Below are 23544 nucleotides of genomic sequence, written 5' to 3'. Positions count from 1 at the left end.
AAAAGGGGCTTCTTCTCCCCTCCTCCTGAAGGCGTAAATCTCAAAATCGCCTGTGGTAGCTGCTAACTCCCTAAAACCCTTCAATTTGTATGTTATTTGTACAAACACGAAAAGCCAGACAATTCCGTGACTTATAAAAATGCTGACAAATCAGCAATATACCTCTAAAGGAGTATATAAAGGTGAATTTGATTTACATCAATAAGCGGGGTTGCTGAATCGTTAAGGTAGGCAGTAATAGAAAAGAAATCGAGGCAAAAATGAGCAAAGTCAGACTCGCTATTATCGGTAATGGTATGGTCGGCCACCGCTTTATTGAGGATCTTCTTGATAAAGCTGACGCGACCCAGTTTGATATTACCGTCTTCTGTGAAGAACCCCGCAAAGCATACGACCGTGTCCACCTGTCTTCTTACTTCTCCCACCACACGGCTGAAGAGCTGTCGTTGGTGCGTGAAGGGTTTTATGAAAAGCACGGTGTGAAAGTTCTGGTGGGCGAGCGCGCCATCACCATTAACCGCCAGGAGAAGGTCATCCACTCCAGCGCCGGGCGTACGGTCTATTACGATAAGCTCGTCATGGCGACCGGTTCCTATCCGTGGATCCCGCCGATTAAAGGTTCCGAAACTCAGGATTGCTTTGTTTACCGCACCATTGAAGATCTCAACGCCATTGAGTCCTGCGCCCGTCGCAGCAAACGTGGGGCCGTTGTTGGCGGTGGTCTGCTGGGTCTGGAAGCCGCTGGCGCCCTGAAAAACCTCGGCGTCGAAACGCATGTGATCGAATTTGCACCGATGTTGATGGCTGAACAGCTGGATCACATGGGTGGCGAGCAGTTACGCCGCAAAATTGAAAGCATGGGCGTGCGCGTGCACACCAGCAAAAACACCAAAGAGATCGTTCAGGAAGGGACTGAAGCACGCAAAACCATGCGTTTTGCCGACGGTAGCGAACTGGAAGTGGATTTTATCGTCTTCTCCACCGGTATTCGCCCCCGTGACAAGCTGGCTACCCAGTGTGGTCTGGACGTCGCTCAGCGCGGCGGCATCGTGATTAACGACGCCTGCCAGACCTCTGACCCGGATATCTACGCGATTGGCGAATGCGCCAGCTGGAACGACCGCGTATACGGTCTGGTCGCACCGGGCTACAAAATGGCGCAGGTCGCCGTTGACCATATTCTCAAAAATGAAAACGCCTTTGAAGGCGCGGATCTGAGCGCCAAGCTGAAACTGCTGGGCGTCGACGTAGGCGGTATCGGCGATGCGCATGGCCGCACGCCTGGCGCACGTAGCTATGTCTATCTTGATGAAAGCAAAGAAGTCTACAAACGCCTGATCGTCAGTAAAGACAACAAAACGCTGCTCGGCGCGGTTCTGGTCGGTGACACCAGCGATTACGGCAACCTGCTGCAACTGGTGCTGAACGCCATCGAACTGCCGGAGAACCCGGATTCACTGATCCTGCCAGCTCACGCAGGCAGCGGTAAGCCGTCCATCGGCGTGGATAAACTGCCGGACAGCGCGCAGATCTGCTCCTGCTTCGACGTCACGAAAGGTATGCTGGTAGCCGCCATCAACAAAGGTTGCCACACCGTTGCCGCCCTGAAGGCAGAAACCAAAGCGGGTACCGGCTGCGGGGGTTGTATCCCGCTGGTCACTCAGGTGTTGAATGCCGAACTGGCGAAACAGGGCATTGAAGTGAACAACAACCTGTGCGAGCACTTCCCGTACTCTCGCCAGGAGCTGTTCCATCTCATCCGGGTGGAAGGCATCAAAACCTTTGAAGAACTGCTGGCGAAACACGGTAAAGGCTACGGTTGCGAAGTGTGTAAACCCACCGTTGGCTCCCTGCTGGCCTCCTGCTGGAATGAATACATTCTGAAGCCGCAACACACACCGCTACAGGATACCAACGACAACTTCCTGGCCAACATTCAGAAAGACGGCACCTACTCCGTGATCCCACGTTCCGCGGGCGGTGAAATTACCCCGGAAGGTCTGGTGGCGGTTGGCCGTATCGCCCGTGAATTCAATCTGTATACCAAGATCACCGGGTCTCAGCGTATTGGCCTGTTTGGCGCACAGAAAGACGACCTGCCGGAAATCTGGCGTCAGCTGATTGACGCGGGCTTCGAAACCGGTCATGCGTACGCGAAAGCGCTACGTATGGCGAAAACCTGCGTCGGCAGCACCTGGTGCCGTTACGGCGTGGGCGACAGCGTCGGCTTCGGCGTTGAGCTGGAAAACCGCTACAAAGGCATCCGCACCCCGCACAAAATGAAATTCGGCGTTTCCGGCTGTACCCGTGAGTGCGCGGAAGCCCAGGGTAAAGATGTCGGTATTATTGCGACGGAAAAAGGCTGGAACCTGTACGTCTGCGGCAACGGTGGGATGAAACCGCGCCACGCCGATCTGCTGGCGGCGGATATCGACCGCGAAACGCTGCTCAAATATCTCGATCGTTTCATGATGTTCTACATCCGCACGGCAGACAAACTGACGCGTACCGCGCCGTGGTTAGATAGCCTGGAAGGCGGTATTGAATACCTGAAGTCCGTCATCATCGATGACAAACTGGGTCTGAACGAACACCTGGAAGAAGAGATGGCGCGTCTGCGCGAAGCCGTCATCTGCGAGTGGACAGAAACCGTCAACACGCCGTCTGCGCAGGTCCGCTTCAAACACTTTATCAACAGCGATAAACGCGACCCGAACGTGCAGGTCGTTCCCGAACGTGAGCAGCATCGTCCGGCAACACCGTACGAACGCATTCCGGTAACTCTGGTGGAGGAGAACGCATGAGCCAGTGGAAAAACATCTGCAAAATCGATGACATTCTGCCTGCAACCGGCGTCTGTGCGCTGTTAGGCGAAGAGCAAGTCGCTATTTTCCGTCCTTACCATAGCGACCAGGTCTTTGCGATCAGCAATATCGATCCCTTTTTCGAATCCAGCGTGTTGTCTCGCGGGTTGATTGCAGAGCACCAGGGGGAGTTGTGGGTCGCCAGCCCGCTGAAAAAACAGCGCTTCCGCCTGAGCGATGGCCTGTGCATGGAGGACGAAAGTCATTCCGTGGCGCACTACGAAGCCCGTGTCAAAGACGGCATCGTACAACTGCGCGGTTAATGCATTAACGGGAGGTGCAACGCCTCCCTTATTTGACGTATTTGGTAGGCCTGATAAGCGTAGCGCCATCAGGCAAAAGGCATAAGCACATTGCCGGATGGCGGCATAAATGCCTTATCCGGCCTACGTACAATTGTTTTTTATTATTTATATTTCAAGGGTAATCAAACACATGTTCACAGACACTATCAACAAGTGTGCGGCTAACGCTGCACGCATCGCACGCCTGTCGGCGAATAACCCGCTCGGCTTCTGGGTTAGTTCTGCAATGGCGGGGGCCTATGTCGGTCTCGGTATTATCCTTATTTTCACCCTCGGGAATCTGCTCGATCCTTCTATCCGCCCGCTGGTAATGGGTTCAACCTTTGGTATTGCGTTGACGCTGGTGATTATTGCCGGTTCTGAACTCTTCACGGGCCACACCATGTTCCTGACGCTCGGCGTCAAAGCAGGTACCATCAGCCACGGGCAAATGTGGGCTATTCTGCCGCAAACCTGGCTGGGCAACCTGGTGGGGTCGGTGTTCGTCGCGCTGCTGTATAGCTGGGGCGGTGGTAGCCTGCTGCCGGTCGATACCAGCATTGTGCACTCGGTTGCCCTCGCCAAAACCACCGCCCCGGCCACCGTGTTATTTTTCAAAGGCGCGCTGTGTAACTGGCTGGTTTGTCTGGCAATCTGGATGGCAATCCGTACCGAAGGCGCCGCGAAATTCATCGCCATCTGGTGGTGTCTGCTGGCGTTTATCGCCTCTGGCTATGAGCACTCCGTTGCCAACATGACCCTGTTCGCCCTCTCCTGGTTTGGTCATCACAGCGACGCCTATACCCTGTCCGGGATCGGTCACAATTTGTTGTGGGTAACACTAGGTAATACTTTGTCCGGTGTCGTGTTCATGGGATGGGGTTATTGGTATGCTACGCCGAAATCGGAGCGTCCTGCTCCGGCAAAAATCAACCAAACTGAGGCTGCTGCCAATAATTAAGGGGTAATGTCGTGGATCATTTGCCTATATTTTGTCAACTACGTGACCGCGACTGCCTGATCGTCGGCGGGGGTGATGTCGCAGAACGCAAAGCGCGGTTACTGCTGGAAGCCGGTGCTCGTTTAACGGTCAACGCGCTGGCGTTTATTCCGCAGTTTACCGTTTGGGCAAATGAAAACATGTTAACGCTGGTGGAAGGGCCCTTCGACGAAGCGCTCCTCGACCCTTGCTGGCTGGCCATCGCGGCGACTGATGATGATGAAGTTAATCAACGCGTTAGCCGCGCTGCCGAAACTCGCCGCATTTTCTGCAATGTGGTCGATGCGCCGAAAGCCGCCAGCTTCATTATGCCCTCGATTATTGACCGTTCACCGCTGATGGTAGCCGTCTCCTCGGGCGGCACATCGCCGGTTCTCGCACGCTTGCTGCGTGAGAAGCTTGAAGCGATGTTGCCCCAGCATTTAGGCCAGGTTGCGCAGTATGCCGGGCAGCTACGCTCCCGGGTGAAACAACAATTCGCCACGATGGGCGAACGCCGCCGTTTCTGGGAGAAACTCTTTGTCAACGACCGTCTGGCGCAGTCGCTCGCCAACGACGATCGCCAGGCCATTGAACAAACCACGGAGCAGATGCTCAGCGAGCCGCTGGATCACCGTGGTGAAGTGGTGCTGGTTGGTGCCGGACCTGGCGACGCCGGTCTGCTCACCCTGAAAGGGTTGCAGCAAATTCAGCAGGCCGATGTAGTGGTGTATGACCGCTTAGTCTCCGACGACATTATGAACCTCGTCCGCCGCGATGCTGACCGCGTCTTCGTGGGCAAACGGGCGGGATATCACTGCGTACCGCAGGAAGAGATTAACCAGATCCTGCTGCGTGAAGCCCAACAGGGTAAACGCGTCGTGCGTCTGAAAGGCGGCGATCCGTTTATTTTTGGTCGCGGCGGCGAGGAGCTGGAAACCTTATGCCACGCAGGGATCCCATTCTCTGTGGTGCCGGGGATTACGGCGGCTTCAGGCTGTTCAGCGTACTCCGGGATCCCACTGACCCACCGCGACTACGCGCAAAGTGTCCGTCTGGTCACCGGGCATTTGAAAACCGGTGGCGAGCTTGACTGGGAGAACCTGGCGGCTGAGAAGCAGACGCTGGTGTTCTACATGGGGCTGAATCAGGCGGCGACCATCCAGGAAAAACTGATTGAGTTCGGCATGCAGGCTGATATGCCGGTTGCGTTGGTTGAGAACGGAACCGCCGTGAAGCAACGTGTGGTTAACGGGGAGCTGTCGCAGTTAGGCGACCTGGCGCAACGTGTTGAAAGCCCTGCGCTAATTATTGTCGGCAGAGTGGTCGCACTGCGCGATAAGCTGAACTGGTTCTCGAACCATTAATGTAAAAAAACCGGGAATTTCCCGGTTTTTTTATGCCTGTCGTCACCGGTGCTAGCCAGCCATGACCTGCCCAATGCTTTCCTGCAATATGCGCAGCACCGTCTCCTCGCCGCTACGGTTTGGATTAATACGGATCGCGTACTGTTCCAGACCCGGCGCGGCTTCGCGAAACGTCCCGGAGAGACGATAAAACAGCGGCGGGATCTCATATTTTGATTCCGCCCCCACCGGGTAAGGCAATGCCCCGCGTTTATGCGCTTCTTCCAGCACTCTCCCGGCAATCGGGTGATTGAACTCCACGATCAACACTTTCGACTGCGCATTGGCAATCACCGCCTGCTTCACCTCCGGCAGACTCCCGCCATTGAGCCGCGCGAGTAAACGCTCGGATACCCCGGCCTGCACGGCATGCATCACGGGTGCAAAAACCAGTCCACGTAACACCTCCAGCGCTTGTGCGCCCTGGATCTGGCTACCGCCGGAATACAGGGTAGAGCGGATTTTAGCGATAGCGTCGGCCTCCCCAACAACCGCCCCCACACCTTCAGGCCCGAAGAGTTTAAAGCAGGAGAACGTAGAGAGCGTGGCCCCGCATTCACACCCGATGCTGCCCACTTTCATGACCGCATAGTTGTCATCAGTCAGCGTAGGAACCCCGCTGTGCGCGATCTCCTCCAGCACCACCGTCAGCGAGTAGCTATCCTTAGGTTGCTGTCGTGTGTGCTGAACCAGTGCCGCCTGAGGGCGGTGCTGTGCAATAGCCTGCGTTATCGCGCCGGGAGTATTGAAATCGGCGCGGATAAGTTCAACGCCCATCTGTTCAATGATGCACGCAGTGGTTGGATACACTGGTGCATCATGTACCAGTAGCCGCTGACCGGGTTTGAGCAACGCGCACAACCCTGCGCGAATAGCCCCGGTACCTGCGCCCTGCACCAACACGGCCGCCTCGGCGTGAAACGCATCGGCCAGGACCTGCTCGACACGCTGCGTTACCCGGGGCTGGTTTAGCCCCGGCACAAGCCCTAAATCGCCGCCCGCCAAAAAATCAGCTCCGGGAAAATGGCGGCACAGTGTGTCCACCAGCGCAAATTGCTTCTCCTGAGCCTCCATCAGCGTCAGGCTTTGTAATGGATAGGTTTCCATGGCGATGACCTTAGGGTTACACAATCCCGATAAAGTAGAAGAGGTTAGCCAGTATCCCGACGGCAATCGTGGCAACCGGGCCAATAGACATCTCCACCAGCGGTCTACGGGAGGTTCGGTTAAGCAGATAAATACCTGCAACGATCATAAATCCCATGCCCGGTAAAATGGCGTTAGAGGCAATCATCCCGCCTACCAGCAGCGACACTTCCAGCATTCGTGTAATCGCGGTACGGATATGATCGCCACACGCTTTGACGCCAGGATATTTGTCCAGCCAGATCGCCGTTCTGGCGAGCAATCTAATCTCCAGGAACATAATGACGCCGCCCGCAATGAACGCGATCAAAGGGTTGTTCGTCGCCAGGCCTGCAACAAAAACAAACTTCATGCCTTCCGGGCTGTAGACACCTGTTGCAATTGCCGTCATACCGACCAGAGGGATAAAGCTGATCGCTCGCGCCAGTGCAACCAGCATAGCGCTGGTTTGCTCTCCCTGCGCCATCAGTTGTAGCGAAACGGGGCCTTCTGCCAGTAAACTGAATGACATCGAACCGGCCATCGCGCATAAGCCGCCGCTGAACACCAACAGCCATTTGTTTTTCTGAATGCGTTCTATACGTGCCGAAAAGAGACCCACCAGCATCTCATTCGCGCCTTTCGTCTTTACCCCATCCGCATTTTCTGACGTCGCAGGACGCTCTTGCATGGTGAAATAGAACATCGCGATCATCGCGAGCAATAGCGCAATTCCGTTCGGGTCAAGCTTGACGGGTTTTTCAATACGCCCACCAAAACTGATGCTGCCAAAAGAGTGCGCGACCAGATACCCCACCAGTGTCGCGACCAGCACCCACATGCCTTTTTTGTATCCGTACTGATAACCGACAACCAATGCAGGAAAGAGGGCGAAACAGACAATAATCGGGTCTCCCACCTGGCTGAGGTTATTCATAAAATTCACGGGCATCATGTTGAACAGATCAACAACAGAACGCAGCCCAACCATCAGCGCCACGCCATAAAGGGCACCAATGACGCCGGAGAGCAGGAAGCCACGGCGACTATTGTTACACCATGTGCCCACCACATCGGTTCCCAACAACAGGCTATGCACCAGAATAATCGGCGCGGTCAGTGAAAATGGCAGCCCAAATCCAATGACCAACCCGAAACTCAGTGCAAAGCTGGTCGCCGCCAGCGTTTTGTGATCCATTCTCCCTTCGAGATATTCGGGCATTAATGGGCGCAGGCCATCATGAAAAACAGCAATCCCCCGGTTGGCCATCATGGCAGACAGCCCGCCAATGAGCGCGATTAATCCAGCCTTCATGGGATCGATGGTTAACAGGCGCATCAGAAACTCATGTTCCATTTTTCCTCCTATGCGCCCAGGATTGCCTTGATAATTACCGGGACAACGATTTCAGTGTCCTGCCCCGTGAAACCAAAGGCTTTTTTCCCTGCCTTTACACCTGCAATAATCTCTTCATTTGACAGAATTTTTCCCGGCATGCCGACGGTAATACATTGGCTGGCCCCCGCAATCGCAATCGCCATTGCCAGCGCCCCGCCGCCACCGGTATTACACGCGCCGAAATAGTAGTCTGCCGCTCCACTTTTTAATGCCATGGCCGCTTCAATGTCCCCCATGACAGTGACTGAGGTTGCACGATCTCCCGCTTCACGGCGGACTGTTTCAGCTATTTTGTCTTTCTCAATCTGACCACCAATCACGATTTTCATTGTCTGTTTCCTTATTGATTTATTTCTATCGCTAATACGTTATTAAAAACGCCTACCCTCAACGCGCGCTGTCTCAATCAAACCGACCTACTGGAAGAAACGAGCAGGGTTATCACGCAGCATCATGTCCACATCGACCTGACTGAACCCTGACTGGCGCAGTTGTGGGACAAAGGTGGTTAACAGGTAGTCGTAGCCATTACCGCCGTTCGCTTTCAAATGTGACCGGCGGGTAATATCCATTGAGAGCATCACGCGGTTGAGCAAACCGCGATCGCGAAGCACATGCAGCATCCCAATACGTTTCTCGTCCGGGTAGTAGCTGTTTTTACCGATAGTGTCGAACTGCACATACGCGCCGAGATCGATCATGCGCAAGATATTGTCGAGGTTATCTTTGAGATCGCAGTGACCAATCACCACTCGCGAGAGGGAGACGCCCTGCGTTTTCAGTAAGGCCAACTGTTCCAGGCCCATGGTGCCGAACGAGGTGTGCGTCGAGATCGGGCGCCCGGTTTCATTGTGGGCACGCGCGGCAGCAATAAAGACCTTTTCTTCAAGCTCCGTGATAACGCCTTCGCTGGAGCCGATTTCAGCGATGATCCCGGCTTTCAGTTCAGTGCCATCGATTCCGCCAACAATTTCATCGACCATCTCCTGGGCCAGTTGCTCCACGCCGCGGGTCGCGACATGTTCCGGGAAAAACTGATTCTGGTAATACCCTGTACAGGCCACCACATTCATTCCCGTATCACGCATCAGATCGAGCATAAATTGTGGGTTACGCCCCATGTAACGGTTGGTCATCTCAATGATGTTACGCACGCCCAACGCCATCAGATCGTTCATCTCCTGGCAGATGAGATCGTACTGATCGAACCGGCAGTCGAGATTGTTTTTGAACCCGGAGAGATCGATATGCAGATGCTCGTGGGCGTAGGTGTAGCCTGAAGTATCTATGCTCATAACCCGTCTCCTGTGAGCCGTAATGCCGAAAGAAAAGAGGTGCCGTTTTGCGGGGCTGCGGCGCCAAAGAATTCGCATACTGTGGCGCCCACGTCTGACAGCGTGGCGCGAACGCCTAACTGAGCGGGTTCCAGCCCCTGGCGATACACCAGCACCGGCACCACTTCTCGGGTGTGGTGACTGTGCCCAATCGTGGGGTCGTTGCCGTGATCGGCCATGACGACCAGGTAATCATCCGGTCCCATATCCGACAGAAGGCGCGTTAGATTACTGTCGACGACCTGCAGGCGTTCCGCATAACGTGCGACATCCTCGGCATGACCAGCGAGATCGGTTTCCTGGATGTTGGTGCAAATGAACACGGTCTGTTCCGCGTTAAATTCATCTCGTGTGATATCCATAATGCGCTGGCTATCGACCAGGTTTTGCCAGCTGCGGCCGTGTGGATTGCTGACAATATCGGCCACTTTGCCGACCAGCACGGTTGGCACGCCGACCTCATGCAGTTTCTGCGGAACCTGGACCTGCGCATCAACGCCATAGCCCATATGAACCACCTGAAAACCGTTTTCATACGCCCCTGAGCGCGGCGCATTGATACCGATGAAGCGTTCCGCTTTTGTCTCAACGGCATCCAGGATCTGTTGGCTGTCTTTCAGCATGCCGCCAAAAGCAATGACCCGCCCAACCTGGACTTGCTCACGCACGATGCGGCCAATTTTCACCACCTCGTCGAAGTCAATGACGGAAAGGTTGGCAGTAATGTTGTAGACCTGCCCTAAATCCGCTTCGAGGTTATCGCCAATGGCGACCGCCTGATTTACCCACAGAAACGCCAGCCCATCGCCACGCCGCTCCACCTGCCAACCTGCGGCTTTCAGCGCCTGTTCAACGGGCCCAATGACCTCGCTAAACGGCATGCGTAGCGGCGCCTGGGGTCGCGAGCCTAAAATTTCCTGATGTCCCATGAAGGTATCGCCCCCTTCATGTTGCAATTCCGCAACGCCCCATACCGCAGATACGGACGGTTTCATCACGCCTGGCGTGTACCCCAGCGCATTCATCAACCCCAGCTTTTCCAGCGTTGGCAAACGCAGCTGCGGCTGCTGACTCAGGATATGCCCGCAAGTATTCGCGCCAGCATCCTGCGGTCGGATCTGCGCGACATCCTTCATTGCCCCGACGCCGAAGCTATCAATCACTACCACCACGAAACGAGCCATTAGTCCTCCAGAAGGTTTCCGAGGCTGTCATAACGGGCGACAATCTCAGGCGCGCCGCGCTGAATACCGGACACCAGCACAACGTCACTGCGCGTCACAAAGATTTGCGTGCGAAAACAGAGCACTACGGCACTGCTTATCGGGAATTCCCCGGCAAGCGGCAGGTAATAATCAATACTGCTGTCATCGACAGGTTTCAGTTGCGTCTCAACCGGCGCGTCATTTTCATGGGTAAACACCAGCGCATTACGCGCATGCCCGCGACGGTAATAACCGCCGCCATAGCAATAGCTGTCGCCGTGAAAATGGTGGGAGATCTCGCTCAGCCAAAGCATCGCAATGCGCTCAGGTTGGTCGCCCTGTTGATTAGACGGAATCGTGCCGGTCAACGCATGACCAGGCTCTGCGTGAGTAACGCCGTACTTTGCCAGCAGCGGCAAAGAGGCGCAGCTGGTCGCAGATGGGGCATTCAACTGTTCGATAGCGACGCCCGACGCTTCCACCTGGCGTCGCGCATCGACCAGCGTGTGCAGATTGGGCGTCGGAACGGTTTCACCTGCCGCCTCATCCCAGAGCAGACAAGGAAAATGCGTTAATCCGCCCAGATGCAGACCCGGTAACCGTTGAACCTGTGCGACAACCTCATCCAGATCGGCCAGTGGGAAGCCGCTTTCCTGCCCGGGATAAAGAAAATCGTTTTCGCCATACACCTTGAGCATCACCGCCTGCGTCTGCCCGGCTTTCACTGCGGCCGCAGAAACTTCCCGCGCTTTCTCTAACGAAAACAGCGTGATGACATCCGTATTTTGTTCTACTGCTGCATCAACGAGTCGAGACGGGATCTGCACCAAATGACCCTGATGCGCAATCGGTAATCCGGCGCGGCGCAGGGTTCGGCCCTCTTTATAGTCCACCACGACAATCCCGGCATAACCCAGCGCCAACAGCTTTTCCGCCAGCCAGGGATTTCGCCCAACCTGCTTGGTCATCAGATACAACGTGATGCCGTGTTGCTGCGCGACCTCAATCAGCCGCTTACCATTTTCCAGAACCTGGTCAACATCAATAACCCAGCTATCGGGGACAATCTTCCCCTGTTGCCATAGCCGGATCGCGGCGGTAATAAGCGCAGGGTTCTGCCGTTTCAGTGCGTGTATAAACATCTTTTAGCCTCGTTTCCAATCCTTCACCTTAAATATTCATTTTTTTGAATATTTAAGGTGAAGGACATTGCTATTCCATCTCTTTCAAACGCCTTCTTCTGCCGCCATCCACAATCCGTACAGGTTCGCCAGCAGATACCCCTCTTCATTTTCATGAAGCGTCACCGCAAACTCTTTCAGCAATGCCTGGTGTACCAGCAAAATGGTTGGCCAGAGGTTTGATTGCGCCATTTCAGCCAGTAATTCGTCATCCAGCGGCCCAATCACTTCCCCACGGCGGCTGCGCATTAACGCGCTCGCCATGTGCGTCATCGCCATCGTCCCTTGCTCGGAGTGAACCGGCAGATGCCACTCATTGCTCAACCGTTCAACAACCTGCAGCATGCCGCTGCAGATATCCTTATCAATCACACCCGCTTCGCATAGCAGGTTCAGTCGGTATTCCATCAAAACGCCCTTAACTTAATAGCTGGGTTCCTGCTCACCTTTAACCACCCGTTGCTGGTGGGCGAGCAGCGCCTGTTTGTCCACCACCGCACGCAGTAATTGCTGCATCGGATAATCATCCGCGCGCGTCAGTACGACGGCTTCCGTTGCCTGTAAGAATCGGGGATCGCGGGTGAGCGGGGTCGCTTCTAATCCCAGCATCGCCAGTTCAGCATCCGCCACGACGTTCCAGATCACCGCATCCACGTCTCCTTTCACAATACGCTGAAGGCTTTCGTGGTAGGAAAGGTCGATCAACTCCACGTCACTGTCGCCAAAACACGCTTCCGTCATGATTTTCTGGTCCGCCGAGCGGTTATCCAGACCCACGCGTTTCACATGTTCAGCCTCACCTTTGCGACAAATGAGCTGATGCTCGCCCACATAAGTATGTGGCCCCAGTTCCAGCGCAATGCGTAACCCGTTCTGCGCCAGATAACTGTCTGCCGCCAGACGGGAGACCACCGCCATGTCATAGACGCCGTTCAGTAAACATTCCACACGAATATCTGCCCCACGCATGTGCGCGTAATAAAAGGGGATCCCCTCAAATTGCGCTTTCAGACCGCTCGCCAACCCTTCGTACAGACGGGTATAAGGCAACGGCATGGCACATACCACGTTGTTGATATCCACATGCGTCAACAGCGTTTTGTTATCCATTTCTACCAGGAAACTACCATTACGCCCGCGACGCTCAATGCGGATTGCCCCTGAGGATTCAAGCGTTTTCAGCGCAGCCTGCGTTAATCCGACAGATGAGTGGCATTCATTTGCCAGTTCATCTATGGTTTTCAAACGGTTACCACACTTTTCACCCAACAGGTAACGGGCCAGAGTTGTTAAGACAACCCCTTCTTTCTTGATAAATGTCCGACGCATCATATATTTTCAGTAAATTGAATATTTATATCTTCATTAAATTGAATATATAGCGCAATGATGAGATGTGCAAACGGCGAGGCGCTTCACAGTTTTTATTGGTCACATAAACGACAGGCGAAAAAAAACCGGGATTTACCCGGTTTTTAGCGACATCATTGAATTACGGTTTCGCGACAAAGCCGATCGCTTCGTACACCGCTTTCAGGGTGACAGAAGCACGGGCGCTGGCTTTTTCGGCACCCTCTTTCATCACTTTCTGCAGGAAAGCTTCATCATTGCGGTAGCGGTGATAACGCTCCTGCAGTTCGGTCAGCATGCCGGAAACTGCATCCGCCACTTCACCTTTCAGATGACCGTACATTTTGCCTTCAAAGCGTTGTTCCAGTTCAGGAATGCTCTCGCCGGTCACTGCAGAGAGGATATCCAGCAGGTTGGACACGCCCGCTTTTTCTTTCACATCGTAACGCACAACCGGCGGCTCTTCGGAGTCGGTCATCGCACGTTTGATTTTCTTCACGACGGATTTCGGGTCTTCCAGCAGGCCGATCACGTTGTTGCGGTTGTCGTCCGACTTAGACATCTTTTTGGTTGGCTCCAGCAGCGACATCACGCGCGCGCCGGATTTCGGAATGAACGGCTCTGGCACTTTGAAGATATCGCCGTAGATGGCGTTAAAACGCTGGGCGATATCGCGGCTCAGTTCCAGATGCTGTTTCTGATCTTCACCGACCGGAACCTGATTGGTTTGGTACAGCAGAATGTCCGCCGCCATCAGAACCGGATAATCAAAAAGACCGGCGTTAATGTTTTCTGCGTAACGCGCGGATTTATCTTTGAACTGCGTCATACGGCTCAGTTCGCCGAAATAGGTGTAGCAGTTCAATGCCCAACCCAGTTGTGCATGTTCCGGCACGTGGGACTGAACGAAGATGGTGCTTTTCTCAGGATCGATACCGCACGCAAGGTAGAGCGCCAGCGTATCCAGCGTCGCTTTACGCAACTGCTGCGCATCCTGACGCACGGTGATGGCATGCTGGTCAACGATGCAGTAGATGCAGTGGAAATCATCTTGCATGTTCACCCACTGACGCAACGCACCCATGTAGTTGCCAATGGTCAATTCACCTGAGGGCTGTGCGCCACTAAAAACGATGGGCTTAGTCATTTTTCAATTCCTGATTTTCGCTTTGCAAAAGCCCGAGAGCGGGCAGAAGGTCATTAATACTGTCATAAACAACGTCTGGCTGGCTAAGGTCAATCGCTTCACCGTAGTTATAGCCATAGGTAAGTCCCACAGACGGACAGCCTGCGGCAACCGCGGCCTGAATGTCATTTCGTGAATCACCCACGAAAAGCATCTGCTCAGGCGCAATACCCATGCGGCTCGCCACGAGCAGTAGCGGGTCCGGATGCGGTTTTTTGTTCTGCACGTCGTCACCACCGATGACCACGCTAAAATATTTGGCGATATCCAGCGCTTCCAGCAGAGGCGCAACAAACGGCGTCGGCTTGTTGGTGACCAGACCTAACGGCAACCCGTTAGCGTGCAGCGCACCCAGCGTATCCACTACGTTGGGGAACAGGAACGTCCCCTCTTGCGCCACATCCGCATAATAACGGTCGAACAGCTTACGCAAAATACGCACCTGTTCTTCAGCAGGGATGTCGTCATCAACAGGCGGTTTGCCCATTGTTTTACGCTGCATAGCACGTTCCTGGCGAGACCAGGTCAGTGCGCGTTCCATCAGCACATCTGCGCCGTTACCAATCCAGGTAATCACGCGCTCTTCGCCTGCCGTCGGCAGTTCCAGCGCATACAACGCCATATCCACCGCAGCGGTTAATCCCGGTGCGCTGTCGACCAGCGTCCCGTCGAGGTCAAATGCAACACCCCGAATATTCTGCAATTTATCCATGACTTACCTTCGCCAGTTCACGGCGCATTTCATCTATCACTTTTTTGTAGTCTGGCTGATCGAAGATGGCGGAGCCTGCCACAAACATATCCGCGCCAGCCGACGCGATTTCACCGATGTTGTCCACCTTAACGCCGCCATCCACTTCCAGACGGATGTCGTAGCCGGATTCATCGATACGACGACGCACTTCGCGCAGTTTCTCAAGCGTCTGTGGAATGAAGGACTGACCGCCGAAGCCCGGGTTAACGGACATCAACAGGATCACATCCAGCTTGTCCATTACATAGTCCAGATAGCTAAGCGGCGTGGCCGGATTGAATACCAGGCCGGCTTTGCAGCCGTGCTCTTTAATCAGTTGCAAGGTGCGGTCGACGTGTTCGGAGGCTTCCGGATGAAAAGTAATGATGTTGGCGCCTGCGGCGGCGAAATCAGGCACAATACGGTCAACCGGCTTCACCATCAGATGCACGTCGATAGGTGCGGTAATACCGTATTTCCGCAGAGATTTCAGCACCATGGGTCCGATCGTCAGGTTCGGCACATAGTGGTTGTCCATGACGTCAAAATGCACAACATCAGCACCGGCAGTCAGTGCTTTCGCGGTGTCCTCACCCAGGCGAGCAAAATCAGCCGACAGAATTGAGGGGGCAATCAAATACTGTTTCATCCGCTTCTCCTTGAGAATTATTTTTTCGCGGGCGAAACGACTCCTGGTTGTGGTTGGTACAGAGCCAGCAGTTCGTCCACCTTTTTTCGTGTGCCGCCGTTGCTGCTTATACTGCGCCGCACTTTAACCTGAAAATGTTTCGCCGCTTTGTACCACTCACGGGTATCGGGCGTGTCATGGTTCGAAATTAACACTGGGATCCGCTTACTGACCAGCTTTTCTGCCATCTCTGCCAGATGCGCCTGCTCTCTGGGGCTGAAGCTGTTGGTATGATAAGCGGTAAAATTCGCCGTCGCAGAAAGCGGCGCATAAGGCGGGTCACAATAGACCACAGAGTCTGCATCCGCACGATCCATACACTCTTCATAGGAGAGGCAATGGAACTCTGCATTCTGCGCTTTTTCGGCAAAGTGATACAACTCCGCTTCCGGGAAGTAGGGCTTTTTGTAACGGCCAAACGGCACGTTAAATTCCCCGCGCAGGTTATAGCGGCACAGTCCGTTGTAGCCAAAACGGTTCAGATACAAAAACAGTACCGCGCGGCGGAACGGATCCTGGCACGCGTTGAATTCCTCGCGGAACTGATAGTAAACCTCAGCCTGATTTGTCTCAGGGGTAAACAGCTCACGGGAAGCCTGCACATACGCATCGGTACGTGACTTCACGATGTTATAGAGACTGATGAGGTCGCTGTTGATATCGGCGAGGATATAACGAGAAAAGTCGGTGTTGAGAAACACCGACCCGGCACCCACGAAGGGTTCAACCAGACACTCACCCGGTGGTAAATGCCGTTTTATATCTTCAAGCAGGGGGTATTTTCCCCCTGCCCACTTCAAAAAAGCGCGATTTTTTTTCATGCTGACTAACTAATTACACCTTCTCCGGCTGTGGAGAAAGCTCCGACAGCATCCTGCGCTTTAATAACATTACTTCAGATCGGCCTGAACCTGATGCAACGGTTTTGCCCACGGGTTTTTCGCCTGCACATCGGCTGGCAACGTAGACACCGCACGTTTCGCATCGTCTTTCGAGGCATACACGCCCGTGACCAGAACATACCACGGTTGGCCGTTACGCGTCGTCTGATACACAACAAAGTTTTTCAGGTTCTCTTTCTTCGCCCAACTGTTCAGGTTGTCGTAGTTAGAAGAACTGCTGAGCTGCAGGGTGTAATGGCTGCCCGGTGCAGATTTTAACGACCCAACGTTGCCTGCACTTTTCCCACCGGCCGCGCTTGGTGTCGCTGCAGCCGTCGGCGCAGTTTGCGCAGGCTGTGTCGTTTGAGCAGGCGCAGACGTCGTGCTGGCGGTTGCTTTCGGGGCTACCGTTGTTGTCGGTGCAGATGTTGCTGCAGGGGCTTTCGCGGTTGTCGCCGGAGCCGTTGGTTCCGTACGTTTTGCCTGAGCGACAGGTTTCGGTTCAGTTACCGTCGCTTTCGCTGTCGTCTGCGGTTTCTTCGGCTCAATCACGGCCTGTTTGCGTTCCGGACGAGTGGTTGTGGCAGGAGCCGCAGGTTCCTTTGTCTCCTGACGCGACGCATTACCGTTGCGGATTGGCGCAACCGTGGCCGGTTCAGTCGGCAGTGTGGAGTTAACCACCACATTGTTAACCTGGCTCTGATTTTGTGGCTGCGAGAGCGCATTGTTCAGGTCGCCCTGAACTTCAACACGTTGCTGACCTTCGGTCGCTGCAGGCGCTTGCCCTTCGGTCGGCGTGGACGAAATTGGCGGCAAGGAAACTTCTTGCTGCGGTGCAGTACCGGCGGTTTGCTCAGCAGATGTTGCACCCGGCGCAGGCTGGGTTGCATTCGCTTGATCGGCGGTATTGCCAGAAAGATCGATACTCTTCTCGCCAGAAGCAGTTTGCTCGCTTGAAGAGGAGGTTGAAGGTGCCTTCAGCGCGGAGCCGATTCCGATAATCAGCAGTAGCAGGACAAGAACACCAACACCCATCATCATGTACTGACGGGAAGCCGGTTTACTGACCGCTTTTTTGCGCTTGCGCGGACGACGCTCTACACGTTCTTCGTCATCATCCACCGCATCATCATCGGATTCGTAATCTTCTTCAGGCTCGACATCTTGCTCCTCATTGCGGTCTTTACGCGCACGTGTCGGGCGATGATCGTCCGCATCCAGATCAACATCATCAAAGTTGATCTGCGGCTCACCACGTTCAGAAGATTGACGAGAACGACCAGTACGACGATCGCTGGGATCGGGTTTCAGCTCGTCTTCTGGTTTGAATTCATCCATTTAACACCCCACTCAAAGGTTAATGCTTACAACGTTGCAGTTAACCTGAAGCTAAAAGACCCAATAATTGCGGTCTGACCTTTCTTGTTGTTACGCCTGCTGACAATCAGCAATCGCGCTAAGAACCACCTCGTGCGACACTCCGCCGCGAACTTCACTCTTCCCTATTGCCAACGGGAGAATTAAACGCATTTCACCCGCCAACACTTTTTTATCACGCAGCATGTGCGGCAAATAAGCCTGCGCGGACATCTCGCGGGGTCCGTTAACAGGTAAGCCAGCACGCGCAAGCAGCGTAATAATACGCTGTGTGTCAGTTGCATTAAACTGACCCAGACGTTCTGACGTGCGAGCAGCCATCACCATACCTGCAGCGACCGCTTCACCATGTAACCAATTGCCATAACCCATTTCGGCTTCGATAGCATGGCCAAACGTGTGCCCCAGATTCAGTAAAGCACGTAAGCCCATTTCTCGCTCGTCTGCGGCAACAACTTCTGCTTTCAGCTCACAACAACGGCGAATACAGTACGCCATCGCTGCGCCATCCAGACGCAACAGCGCATCCAGATTATCCTCCAGCCAGGTAAAGAACGCCCCATCCAGAATGATGCCGTATTTGATCACTTCCGCCAGACCCGAAGCCAGTTCACGCGCAGGAAGCGTTTTCAGACAGTCGAGATCCACCACCACGGAAGCAGGCTGGTAGAACGCGCCAATCATGTTTTTACCGAGGGGATGGTTTACAGCGGTTTTCCCGCCAACGGAGGAGTCAACCTGAGACAACAGGGTTGTTGGAACCTGGATAAAACGAACGCCGCGCTGATAGCTCGCCGCCGCAAAACCGGTCAGATCGCCAATCACGCCGCCACCGAGGGCTACAAGCGTGGTATCGCGACCGTGCGGTTTTTGCAGCAGGGCCGTAAAGACCGTATCAAGCACCGTCAGGCTTTTATACTGCTCGCCATCGGGAAGAATAACGCTATCAACGTTAACACCCGCCTGTTCAAGTACGTCGCGAATCTTATCAAGATAAAGAGGAGCCAGGGTTTCGTTGGTCACCAACATAACCTGCTCGCCCGATTTCAGCGGTAAGAATGAAGCTGGTTCGTTAAACAAACCAGCCGCGATGGTGATAGGGTAACTACGTTCCCCGAGAGTGACTGTAATCCTCTCCATGACGCGATATCCACCTTAATGGCTTGTACCCGCAGGCAAGTGTGTATTAAGCCAGAATCAGTTGCTTTCCAGCATGTGAATAATCTGGTTTGCTACGACTTTGGCGCTCTGATCGTCGGTACGAATGGTCACGTCTGCAATCTCTTCATACAGAGGATTGCGTTCGTCGGCCAACGCTTCCAGAACTTCACGAGGCGGAGCTTCGACCTGCAACAGCGGACGTTTTTTATCGCGCTGCGTACGCGCAAGTTGTTTTTCGATCGTCGTTTCAAGATAGACCACGACGCCACGCGCGGAGAGACGATTACGGGTTTCACGTGATTTTACAGAGCCACCGCCGGTTGCCAGCACAATACCCTGCTTTTCCGTCAACTCGTTGATGACTTTCTCTTCACGATCGCGGAAGCCGTCTTCACCTTCTACATCGAAGACCCAGCCCACATCAGCTCCGGTTCGTTTCTCAATCTCTTGATCAGAATCGTAAAATTCCATATTGAGTTGTTGAGCTAACTGGCGCCCAATAGTGCTTTTTCCGGCACCCATAGGCCCAACCAGAAAGATATTGCGTTTCTCTGCCATTTTTTCGGTACTACTAAGACTATTCGTTAATGATAAACCCGCTTCGCAGATACCCAGCGCAGCAGGACATGAACTGAAACCTCATAAGATATTGCGAGAGTCAGGTTGAAAATTATCTCAATACTCAAGCAGGTTTGGCAACTGAATAAATTACCAAACCCCGTGCATTTCCGGTCGCGACAAACCAGCAGTCTCATAAACACCAGACCCAGCGACGTATCGCGAAGTCAGATAACACGAAACCAGCCAACTATTTTGCCGCTTGAAAGGCGAAGAGTAATCACGGGTGCGTAAGCAACGAAAAGTACTGACTCTCAAATCGGTACTCCTTGTATGCTAAATACACCCCCACGTCAAATCCCTGAAACGTGTTCAGCGTAAAAACAACGGTATTTTATGCATAAATCACTCTGTCGATACCAGCCTGGGCGTGATGAACACCACCAGTTCACGTCGTTCATCTTCTTTACCATCGTGGCTAAAAAAATGGCCGAGCCAGGGAATATCCCCTAGCAGCGGGACACTATCCTTGCCTGATTTTTTCTTTTGAGAAAAAATACCGCCCAGCGCCAACGTTTCACCGTTTTTCACCTCGACCTGGGTTTCGATCTCCTGCTTATCGATGGCCAGCACTTCGCCATCCGCCTGTTGCAACACCTGGCCGGGCATATTCTGACTAATCCGTAACTTCAAACGAATGCGCCCTTTCTGTAACACCGTAGGCGTCACCTCCATCCCCAACACCGCTTCTTTAAATTCCACAGAGGTCGCGCCGCTTTCACCGCTGGAAACCTGATAGGGGATCTCACTCCCCTGCTTGATACTGGCCGGTTGTAAATGCGAAGCGAGCAGACGTGGGCTGGCGATAATATCGAGTTGCTGTTTTTGCTCCAGCGCCGAAAGCTCAAGATCCAACAGTCGCCCGTTAATGCGTCCGATGTTAAATCCCACGCGCGTCGTCGCCGTGGCAACGGAGAGATCGGTGGTCATCGTGGTCACATCTCCCACGCCTCCTGCCTGCTGGGCATCCGCAAGCGTCCATTTAACGCCCAGCTCACGTAAACTTTTTTCGTTAATGGTGACAATATGCGCAGCCAGTTCAACCTGCGCGACGGGCAAGTCCATCTGTTCCACCCATTTCTCTAACGTGGCCAACGCAACAGTGTTATCGCGAAGCAATAGCCTGTTGGTACGCTTATCCACCGTGATGCTGCCTTTTGCACTCAGCAGTTTTTCGCCGACTTTCGCCAACTCTGCCGCATCGGCATATTGCAAAGAAATATTGCGGTTTTCCAGTGGCAGTGTTGCCTGCTGCTGCGCCCGTTCATCCTCCTGACGCGCCATCATTTCTTGCTGCCAGGCCGCCGTCTGAACATGCAAAATCGCCCCTTCCTGGCGTAATACCAGTCCGGCGCTTTTCGCAACGGTTTGCAGCGCCAGCGTCCACGGTACATCCGTCAGATGGAGTGACACCGAGCCACTTACATCCGGCGAGATCACCATATTTTTCCGCTCTTGTTCAGCAAGCGCCTGCAATACCTGAGCCACCGGAACGTCATCCACCATTAGCGTGACGTTTTGCGTTTTTCCCGCCTGCGCTGTCTGCATGATGATCATCAGCGTCGCGGCTATCCATAGCTTCATCCTTTTCTCCTTGTCGTTGCCACTGCCACTGTGATGGCTCACAGTTTTCACCAAGCTCGAGCGTTAAAGTTTGCGTGGTCAATTGGGCGACTCTCCACCCGTTATCCAGTGGCTCGAGAGGTTCCACTCGACGCCATTTCTGCTGACTGTCTTTGACGATGCCGATCAGCTTTTCGCCCCGACTTACCACCCCCTGAAAGCGCCATTGCAAGAGCTCGCCTGTCTTGCAGCGGTCTTCTGGTGGTTTGAAAGGATCGCGCATACCGGTCAGCGTCAAAAGAGAAAGGCAAACCAACAGCCAGCGTTTACCCCTCATTCAGACGCTCCAGTTCCAGCGTCAGGAGTAACTCCGACATTTCCACGCTCAGTGAAAACTGACGTACGTTCATCCCACATGCCGCCAGTCGAACAAAGAAGTCAGGAACTGCCTCCCAGACCGAGGTCAACGCCATCTCACCGCCTTCGGCAGAAGGCAACCAGTGAACAAGACGTCGATGTGACGTCTGAAATTCCAGCGGAGAAAAGGGAAGGCGCTTTTCATCTGGAGCAATGCGGGCTTCACCGACCGATGCCATCAGCCGGTACTGCTCTCTCCACTGCTGCTGCACGGTTGCCCGCCGCACAACCAGCGCGTCTCGCTGTACGCGAAGCGCTGGCCCGCCCAGATAAAACAGACAAATAAGGAGCAGGATCCCCAGACAGATGTTTCCGGCACTCCAGCAGAGAATTCGGGTTCGGGGCGTTAACGCGCACCAGATATCAAAGAGGGCGTTCATGCATCACGCTCTTTTTTAACTGATAGTGAAACTGCCAGCGCCCCTTTGCGTCCTGCCGGGTTGCGCCGGTATTGCTTAACTCAAACATCGGCAAATGACGCAACATCGCTTCCAGCGAACGTAACGCGGTAAAGCTCAGCGCATTGCCTTCCAGTTCAAGCGTCTCCTGTTGGTAGGCCATCCTGGTGAACCACGCCTGATCAGGCATCTGGTGCGAAATCACGTCCAGCACCGACTGCCAGCGACGCATCTGGGCACGCAGCATTTGTCTCTGCAACGCTTGCTGGCGCTGCTGGTGCTGTTGTTCCAGCCCCCGTTTTCTCGCCATCAGCGCGGCGGCCCTTGTTTGTTCAGCCTCCAGCAGAACCGTGTTGGTTCGGGCTTCCTGCCCCGTAACACTGCAAACACTCAGCGCAATAACGATGAATAAGAACAGTGAACCGCCAAACATAACAGCCCAACATCGCAGGCACGCCATCCGTCGTGAACGACGCCAGGGCATAAAATTGATCAGTGGGCTCATCAACGTATCTCCCCCATCGCAAGGCCGAGGGCGATCGCAAAAGCATGCCCTTGCGGCGGAATGGGGGGCTGGCGTACGGACACGGCTTCCCAGGGATCAAAGCCATCTTCGCCGCACATCACCAGCGTGTCGGGAGGCATGGACAAGGACGCGGCGAGATCATCAAGACGGCTAATTTCTTCGGCGGTTTTACGCCCCCAGGCATAACGTGTCGCCCACAACCACTGCACGTCATCGCGCCACACCAGACACTGCTGCCCCGAGGCTAAATACGGAATAAATCGTTGTAATGCGCAGGCATCCGGCGTGACAGCCGTCACCCGCACCTTTAGCGTTTGCATGAGTGTCAGTAACGTCGAGACCTCCTTGCTTTGCGCGGCAGTCACATTGAACGACGAACTTAACGTATCCTCGCTATAGTCAAAACGTAGGGAGTCGGGATCCATGTCCAGATCACGCGCCATCGAACCGGTTAACCATGCTGTCTGTTCGCGTTCCCGCAGCGCCATCGCAGGGCGCGGAAAGCGTCTTTGCAGTGTTCTGCTGGAGGGAAATGAAAGGTGGATGGCGTGCTGATGAGGAAGCTCCCGGCTCCACGGTTGAAGTACCGCGGCAAGCTGTTCAGGATTGCAAATGTACCCCTCTTTGAGGACGACATGGTCGAGCGGCATACGCCACCAGCGCTGTAAAAGCCAGCCCGATGCACCGCGAACAACGGCAACCGCCAGTACCTCATGCGGTTGAATATGAAGGCCTATTTGCCAGAACCGGAAAGCCATAGCTGATGATCTCCTTATCACCCGTCACTCTAACGGGTATATCAATGCGTCTGGCTTGCCTTTATACTACCGCGCGTTTGTTTATAAACTGCCCAAATGACACTAAATGGG

At 54.1% G+C, this 23544-nt stretch carries 24 protein-coding genes; 4 read left to right on the top strand and 20 right to left on the bottom strand.

What is annotated here, in order from left to right; translation table 11 throughout:
* The first annotated feature begins 260 nt into the window (after positions 1 to 260).
* From nirB to cysG, 4 genes are all read left to right on the top strand, one after another.
* The gene (nirB, locus tag JM656_RS01520) at positions 261 to 2804 is read left to right on the top strand and encodes an NADPH-nitrite reductase large subunit (RefSeq protein ID WP_203359751.1); all 2544 of its coding nucleotides are present in this window, start codon (positions 261 to 263) and stop codon (positions 2802 to 2804) included.
* Positions 2801 to 3127, top strand: coding sequence for a nitrite reductase small subunit NirD (gene nirD / locus JM656_RS01515; protein WP_192610748.1), 327 nt, complete (start codon positions 2801 to 2803; stop codon positions 3125 to 3127). Before nirB ends, nirD begins: the two co-directional genes overlap by 4 nt.
* A gap of 172 nt (positions 3128 to 3299) precedes the next feature.
* Positions 3300 to 4109, top strand: a complete 810-nt coding sequence (nirC, locus tag JM656_RS01510; RefSeq protein ID WP_203359750.1) for a nitrite transporter NirC — start codon at positions 3300 to 3302, stop codon at positions 4107 to 4109.
* A gap of 11 nt (positions 4110 to 4120) precedes the next feature.
* Positions 4121 to 5494 (top strand): siroheme synthase CysG, encoded by a 1374-nt coding sequence (gene cysG, locus JM656_RS01505; RefSeq protein ID WP_203359749.1) that lies wholly within the window; start codon positions 4121 to 4123, stop codon positions 5492 to 5494.
* Between the two features lie 51 nt (positions 5495 to 5545).
* Here the strand turns inward: cysG and JM656_RS01500 are convergent, their stop codons facing one another.
* The 20 genes from JM656_RS01500 to JM656_RS01405 all read right to left on the bottom strand — a co-directional run bounded on the left by JM656_RS01500 (position 5546) and on the right by JM656_RS01405 (position 23433).
* Entirely contained in the window at positions 5546 to 6640 is a 1095-nt protein-coding gene (locus tag JM656_RS01500) for an aminotransferase class I/II-fold pyridoxal phosphate-dependent enzyme (protein WP_203359748.1), read from the bottom strand.
* A 16-nt stretch (positions 6641 to 6656) separates the two neighbouring features.
* Entirely contained in the window at positions 6657 to 8015 is a 1359-nt protein-coding gene (locus JM656_RS01495) for a YhfT family protein (RefSeq protein ID WP_203359747.1), read from the bottom strand.
* Between the two features lie 8 nt (positions 8016 to 8023).
* On the bottom strand, positions 8024 to 8386 hold the full coding sequence (locus JM656_RS01490) for a DUF2620 domain-containing protein (protein ID WP_203359746.1): 363 nt from the start codon (positions 8384 to 8386) through the stop codon (positions 8024 to 8026).
* Between the two features lie 87 nt (positions 8387 to 8473).
* Positions 8474 to 9352: a phosphotriesterase-related protein gene (locus tag JM656_RS01485; protein WP_203359745.1), complete on the bottom strand. Its 879-nt coding sequence runs from the start codon at positions 9350 to 9352 to the stop codon at positions 8474 to 8476.
* Positions 9349 to 10575 (bottom strand): phosphopentomutase, encoded by a 1227-nt coding sequence (locus JM656_RS01480; protein ID WP_203359744.1) that lies wholly within the window; start codon positions 10573 to 10575, stop codon positions 9349 to 9351. The genes JM656_RS01485 and JM656_RS01480 overlap by 4 nt, the downstream gene beginning before the upstream one ends.
* Positions 10575 to 11738, bottom strand: coding sequence for a YhfX family PLP-dependent enzyme (locus JM656_RS01475; RefSeq protein ID WP_203359743.1), 1164 nt, complete (start codon positions 11736 to 11738; stop codon positions 10575 to 10577). The genes JM656_RS01480 and JM656_RS01475 overlap by 1 nt, the downstream gene beginning before the upstream one ends.
* An 84-nt stretch (positions 11739 to 11822) precedes the next feature.
* The gene (locus tag JM656_RS01470) at positions 11823 to 12185 is read right to left on the bottom strand and encodes a PRD domain-containing protein (protein ID WP_203359742.1); all 363 of its coding nucleotides are present in this window, start codon (positions 12183 to 12185) and stop codon (positions 11823 to 11825) included.
* A 15-nt stretch (positions 12186 to 12200) separates the two neighbouring features.
* Positions 12201 to 13106, bottom strand: a complete 906-nt coding sequence (gene yhfZ, locus JM656_RS01465; RefSeq protein ID WP_203361192.1) for a GntR family transcriptional regulator YhfZ — start codon at positions 13104 to 13106, stop codon at positions 12201 to 12203.
* Between the two features lie 163 nt (positions 13107 to 13269).
* Positions 13270 to 14274, bottom strand: a complete 1005-nt coding sequence (gene trpS, locus JM656_RS01460; RefSeq protein ID WP_203359741.1) for a tryptophan--tRNA ligase — start codon at positions 14272 to 14274, stop codon at positions 13270 to 13272.
* Complete coding sequence (gene gph, locus JM656_RS01455; RefSeq protein ID WP_203359740.1) at positions 14267 to 15025, bottom strand: phosphoglycolate phosphatase; 759 nt, start codon at positions 15023 to 15025, stop codon at positions 14267 to 14269. The genes trpS and gph overlap by 8 nt, the downstream gene beginning before the upstream one ends.
* A complete protein-coding gene (gene rpe / locus JM656_RS01450; RefSeq protein WP_162380530.1) occupies positions 15018 to 15695 on the bottom strand; it encodes a ribulose-phosphate 3-epimerase in 678 nt (225 codons plus the stop codon). The genes gph and rpe overlap by 8 nt, the downstream gene beginning before the upstream one ends.
* Positions 15696 to 15712: 17 nt before the next feature.
* Positions 15713 to 16555, bottom strand: coding sequence for an adenine-specific DNA-methyltransferase (gene dam / locus JM656_RS01445; RefSeq protein ID WP_203359739.1), 843 nt, complete (start codon positions 16553 to 16555; stop codon positions 15713 to 15715).
* 69 nt (positions 16556 to 16624) lie between these two features.
* Entirely contained in the window at positions 16625 to 17953 is a 1329-nt protein-coding gene (gene damX / locus JM656_RS01440) for a cell division protein DamX (protein WP_203359738.1), read from the bottom strand.
* Between the two features lie 90 nt (positions 17954 to 18043).
* The gene (gene aroB, locus JM656_RS01435; protein WP_203359737.1) at positions 18044 to 19132 is read right to left on the bottom strand and encodes a 3-dehydroquinate synthase; all 1089 of its coding nucleotides are present in this window, start codon (positions 19130 to 19132) and stop codon (positions 18044 to 18046) included.
* A 57-nt stretch (positions 19133 to 19189) separates the two neighbouring features.
* Positions 19190 to 19711 carry a shikimate kinase AroK gene (aroK, locus tag JM656_RS01430; protein ID WP_042322869.1) on the bottom strand — a complete coding sequence of 174 codons (522 nt, stop codon included), beginning with the start codon at positions 19709 to 19711 and terminating at the stop codon, positions 19190 to 19192.
* A 405-nt stretch (positions 19712 to 20116) separates the two neighbouring features.
* Positions 20117 to 21355 (bottom strand): DNA uptake porin HofQ, encoded by a 1239-nt coding sequence (gene hofQ, locus JM656_RS01425; protein WP_203359736.1) that lies wholly within the window; start codon positions 21353 to 21355, stop codon positions 20117 to 20119.
* A complete protein-coding gene (locus JM656_RS01420) occupies positions 21267 to 21671 on the bottom strand; it encodes a HofP DNA utilization family protein (RefSeq protein WP_203359735.1) in 405 nt (134 codons plus the stop codon). The genes hofQ and JM656_RS01420 overlap by 89 nt, the downstream gene beginning before the upstream one ends.
* A complete protein-coding gene (locus JM656_RS01415) occupies positions 21661 to 22131 on the bottom strand; it encodes a hypothetical protein (RefSeq protein ID WP_203359734.1) in 471 nt (156 codons plus the stop codon). The genes JM656_RS01420 and JM656_RS01415 overlap by 11 nt, the downstream gene beginning before the upstream one ends.
* Positions 22115 to 22654 carry a PilN domain-containing protein gene (locus tag JM656_RS01410; protein ID WP_203359733.1) on the bottom strand — a complete coding sequence of 180 codons (540 nt, stop codon included), beginning with the start codon at positions 22652 to 22654 and terminating at the stop codon, positions 22115 to 22117. Before JM656_RS01410 ends, JM656_RS01415 begins: the two co-directional genes overlap by 17 nt.
* A complete protein-coding gene (locus JM656_RS01405; RefSeq protein WP_203359732.1) occupies positions 22654 to 23433 on the bottom strand; it encodes a DNA utilization protein HofM in 780 nt (259 codons plus the stop codon). The genes JM656_RS01410 and JM656_RS01405 overlap by 1 nt, the downstream gene beginning before the upstream one ends.
* Positions 23434 to 23544: the final 111 nt, after the last annotated feature.

It is taken from the genome of Citrobacter sp. R56 (genome assembly GCF_016811995.1).
In the GTDB taxonomy this organism is placed as follows: domain Bacteria; phylum Pseudomonadota; class Gammaproteobacteria; order Enterobacterales; family Enterobacteriaceae; genus Citrobacter_D; species Citrobacter_D enshiensis.
This window is presented reverse-complemented; position numbering and strand designations above follow the sequence as displayed.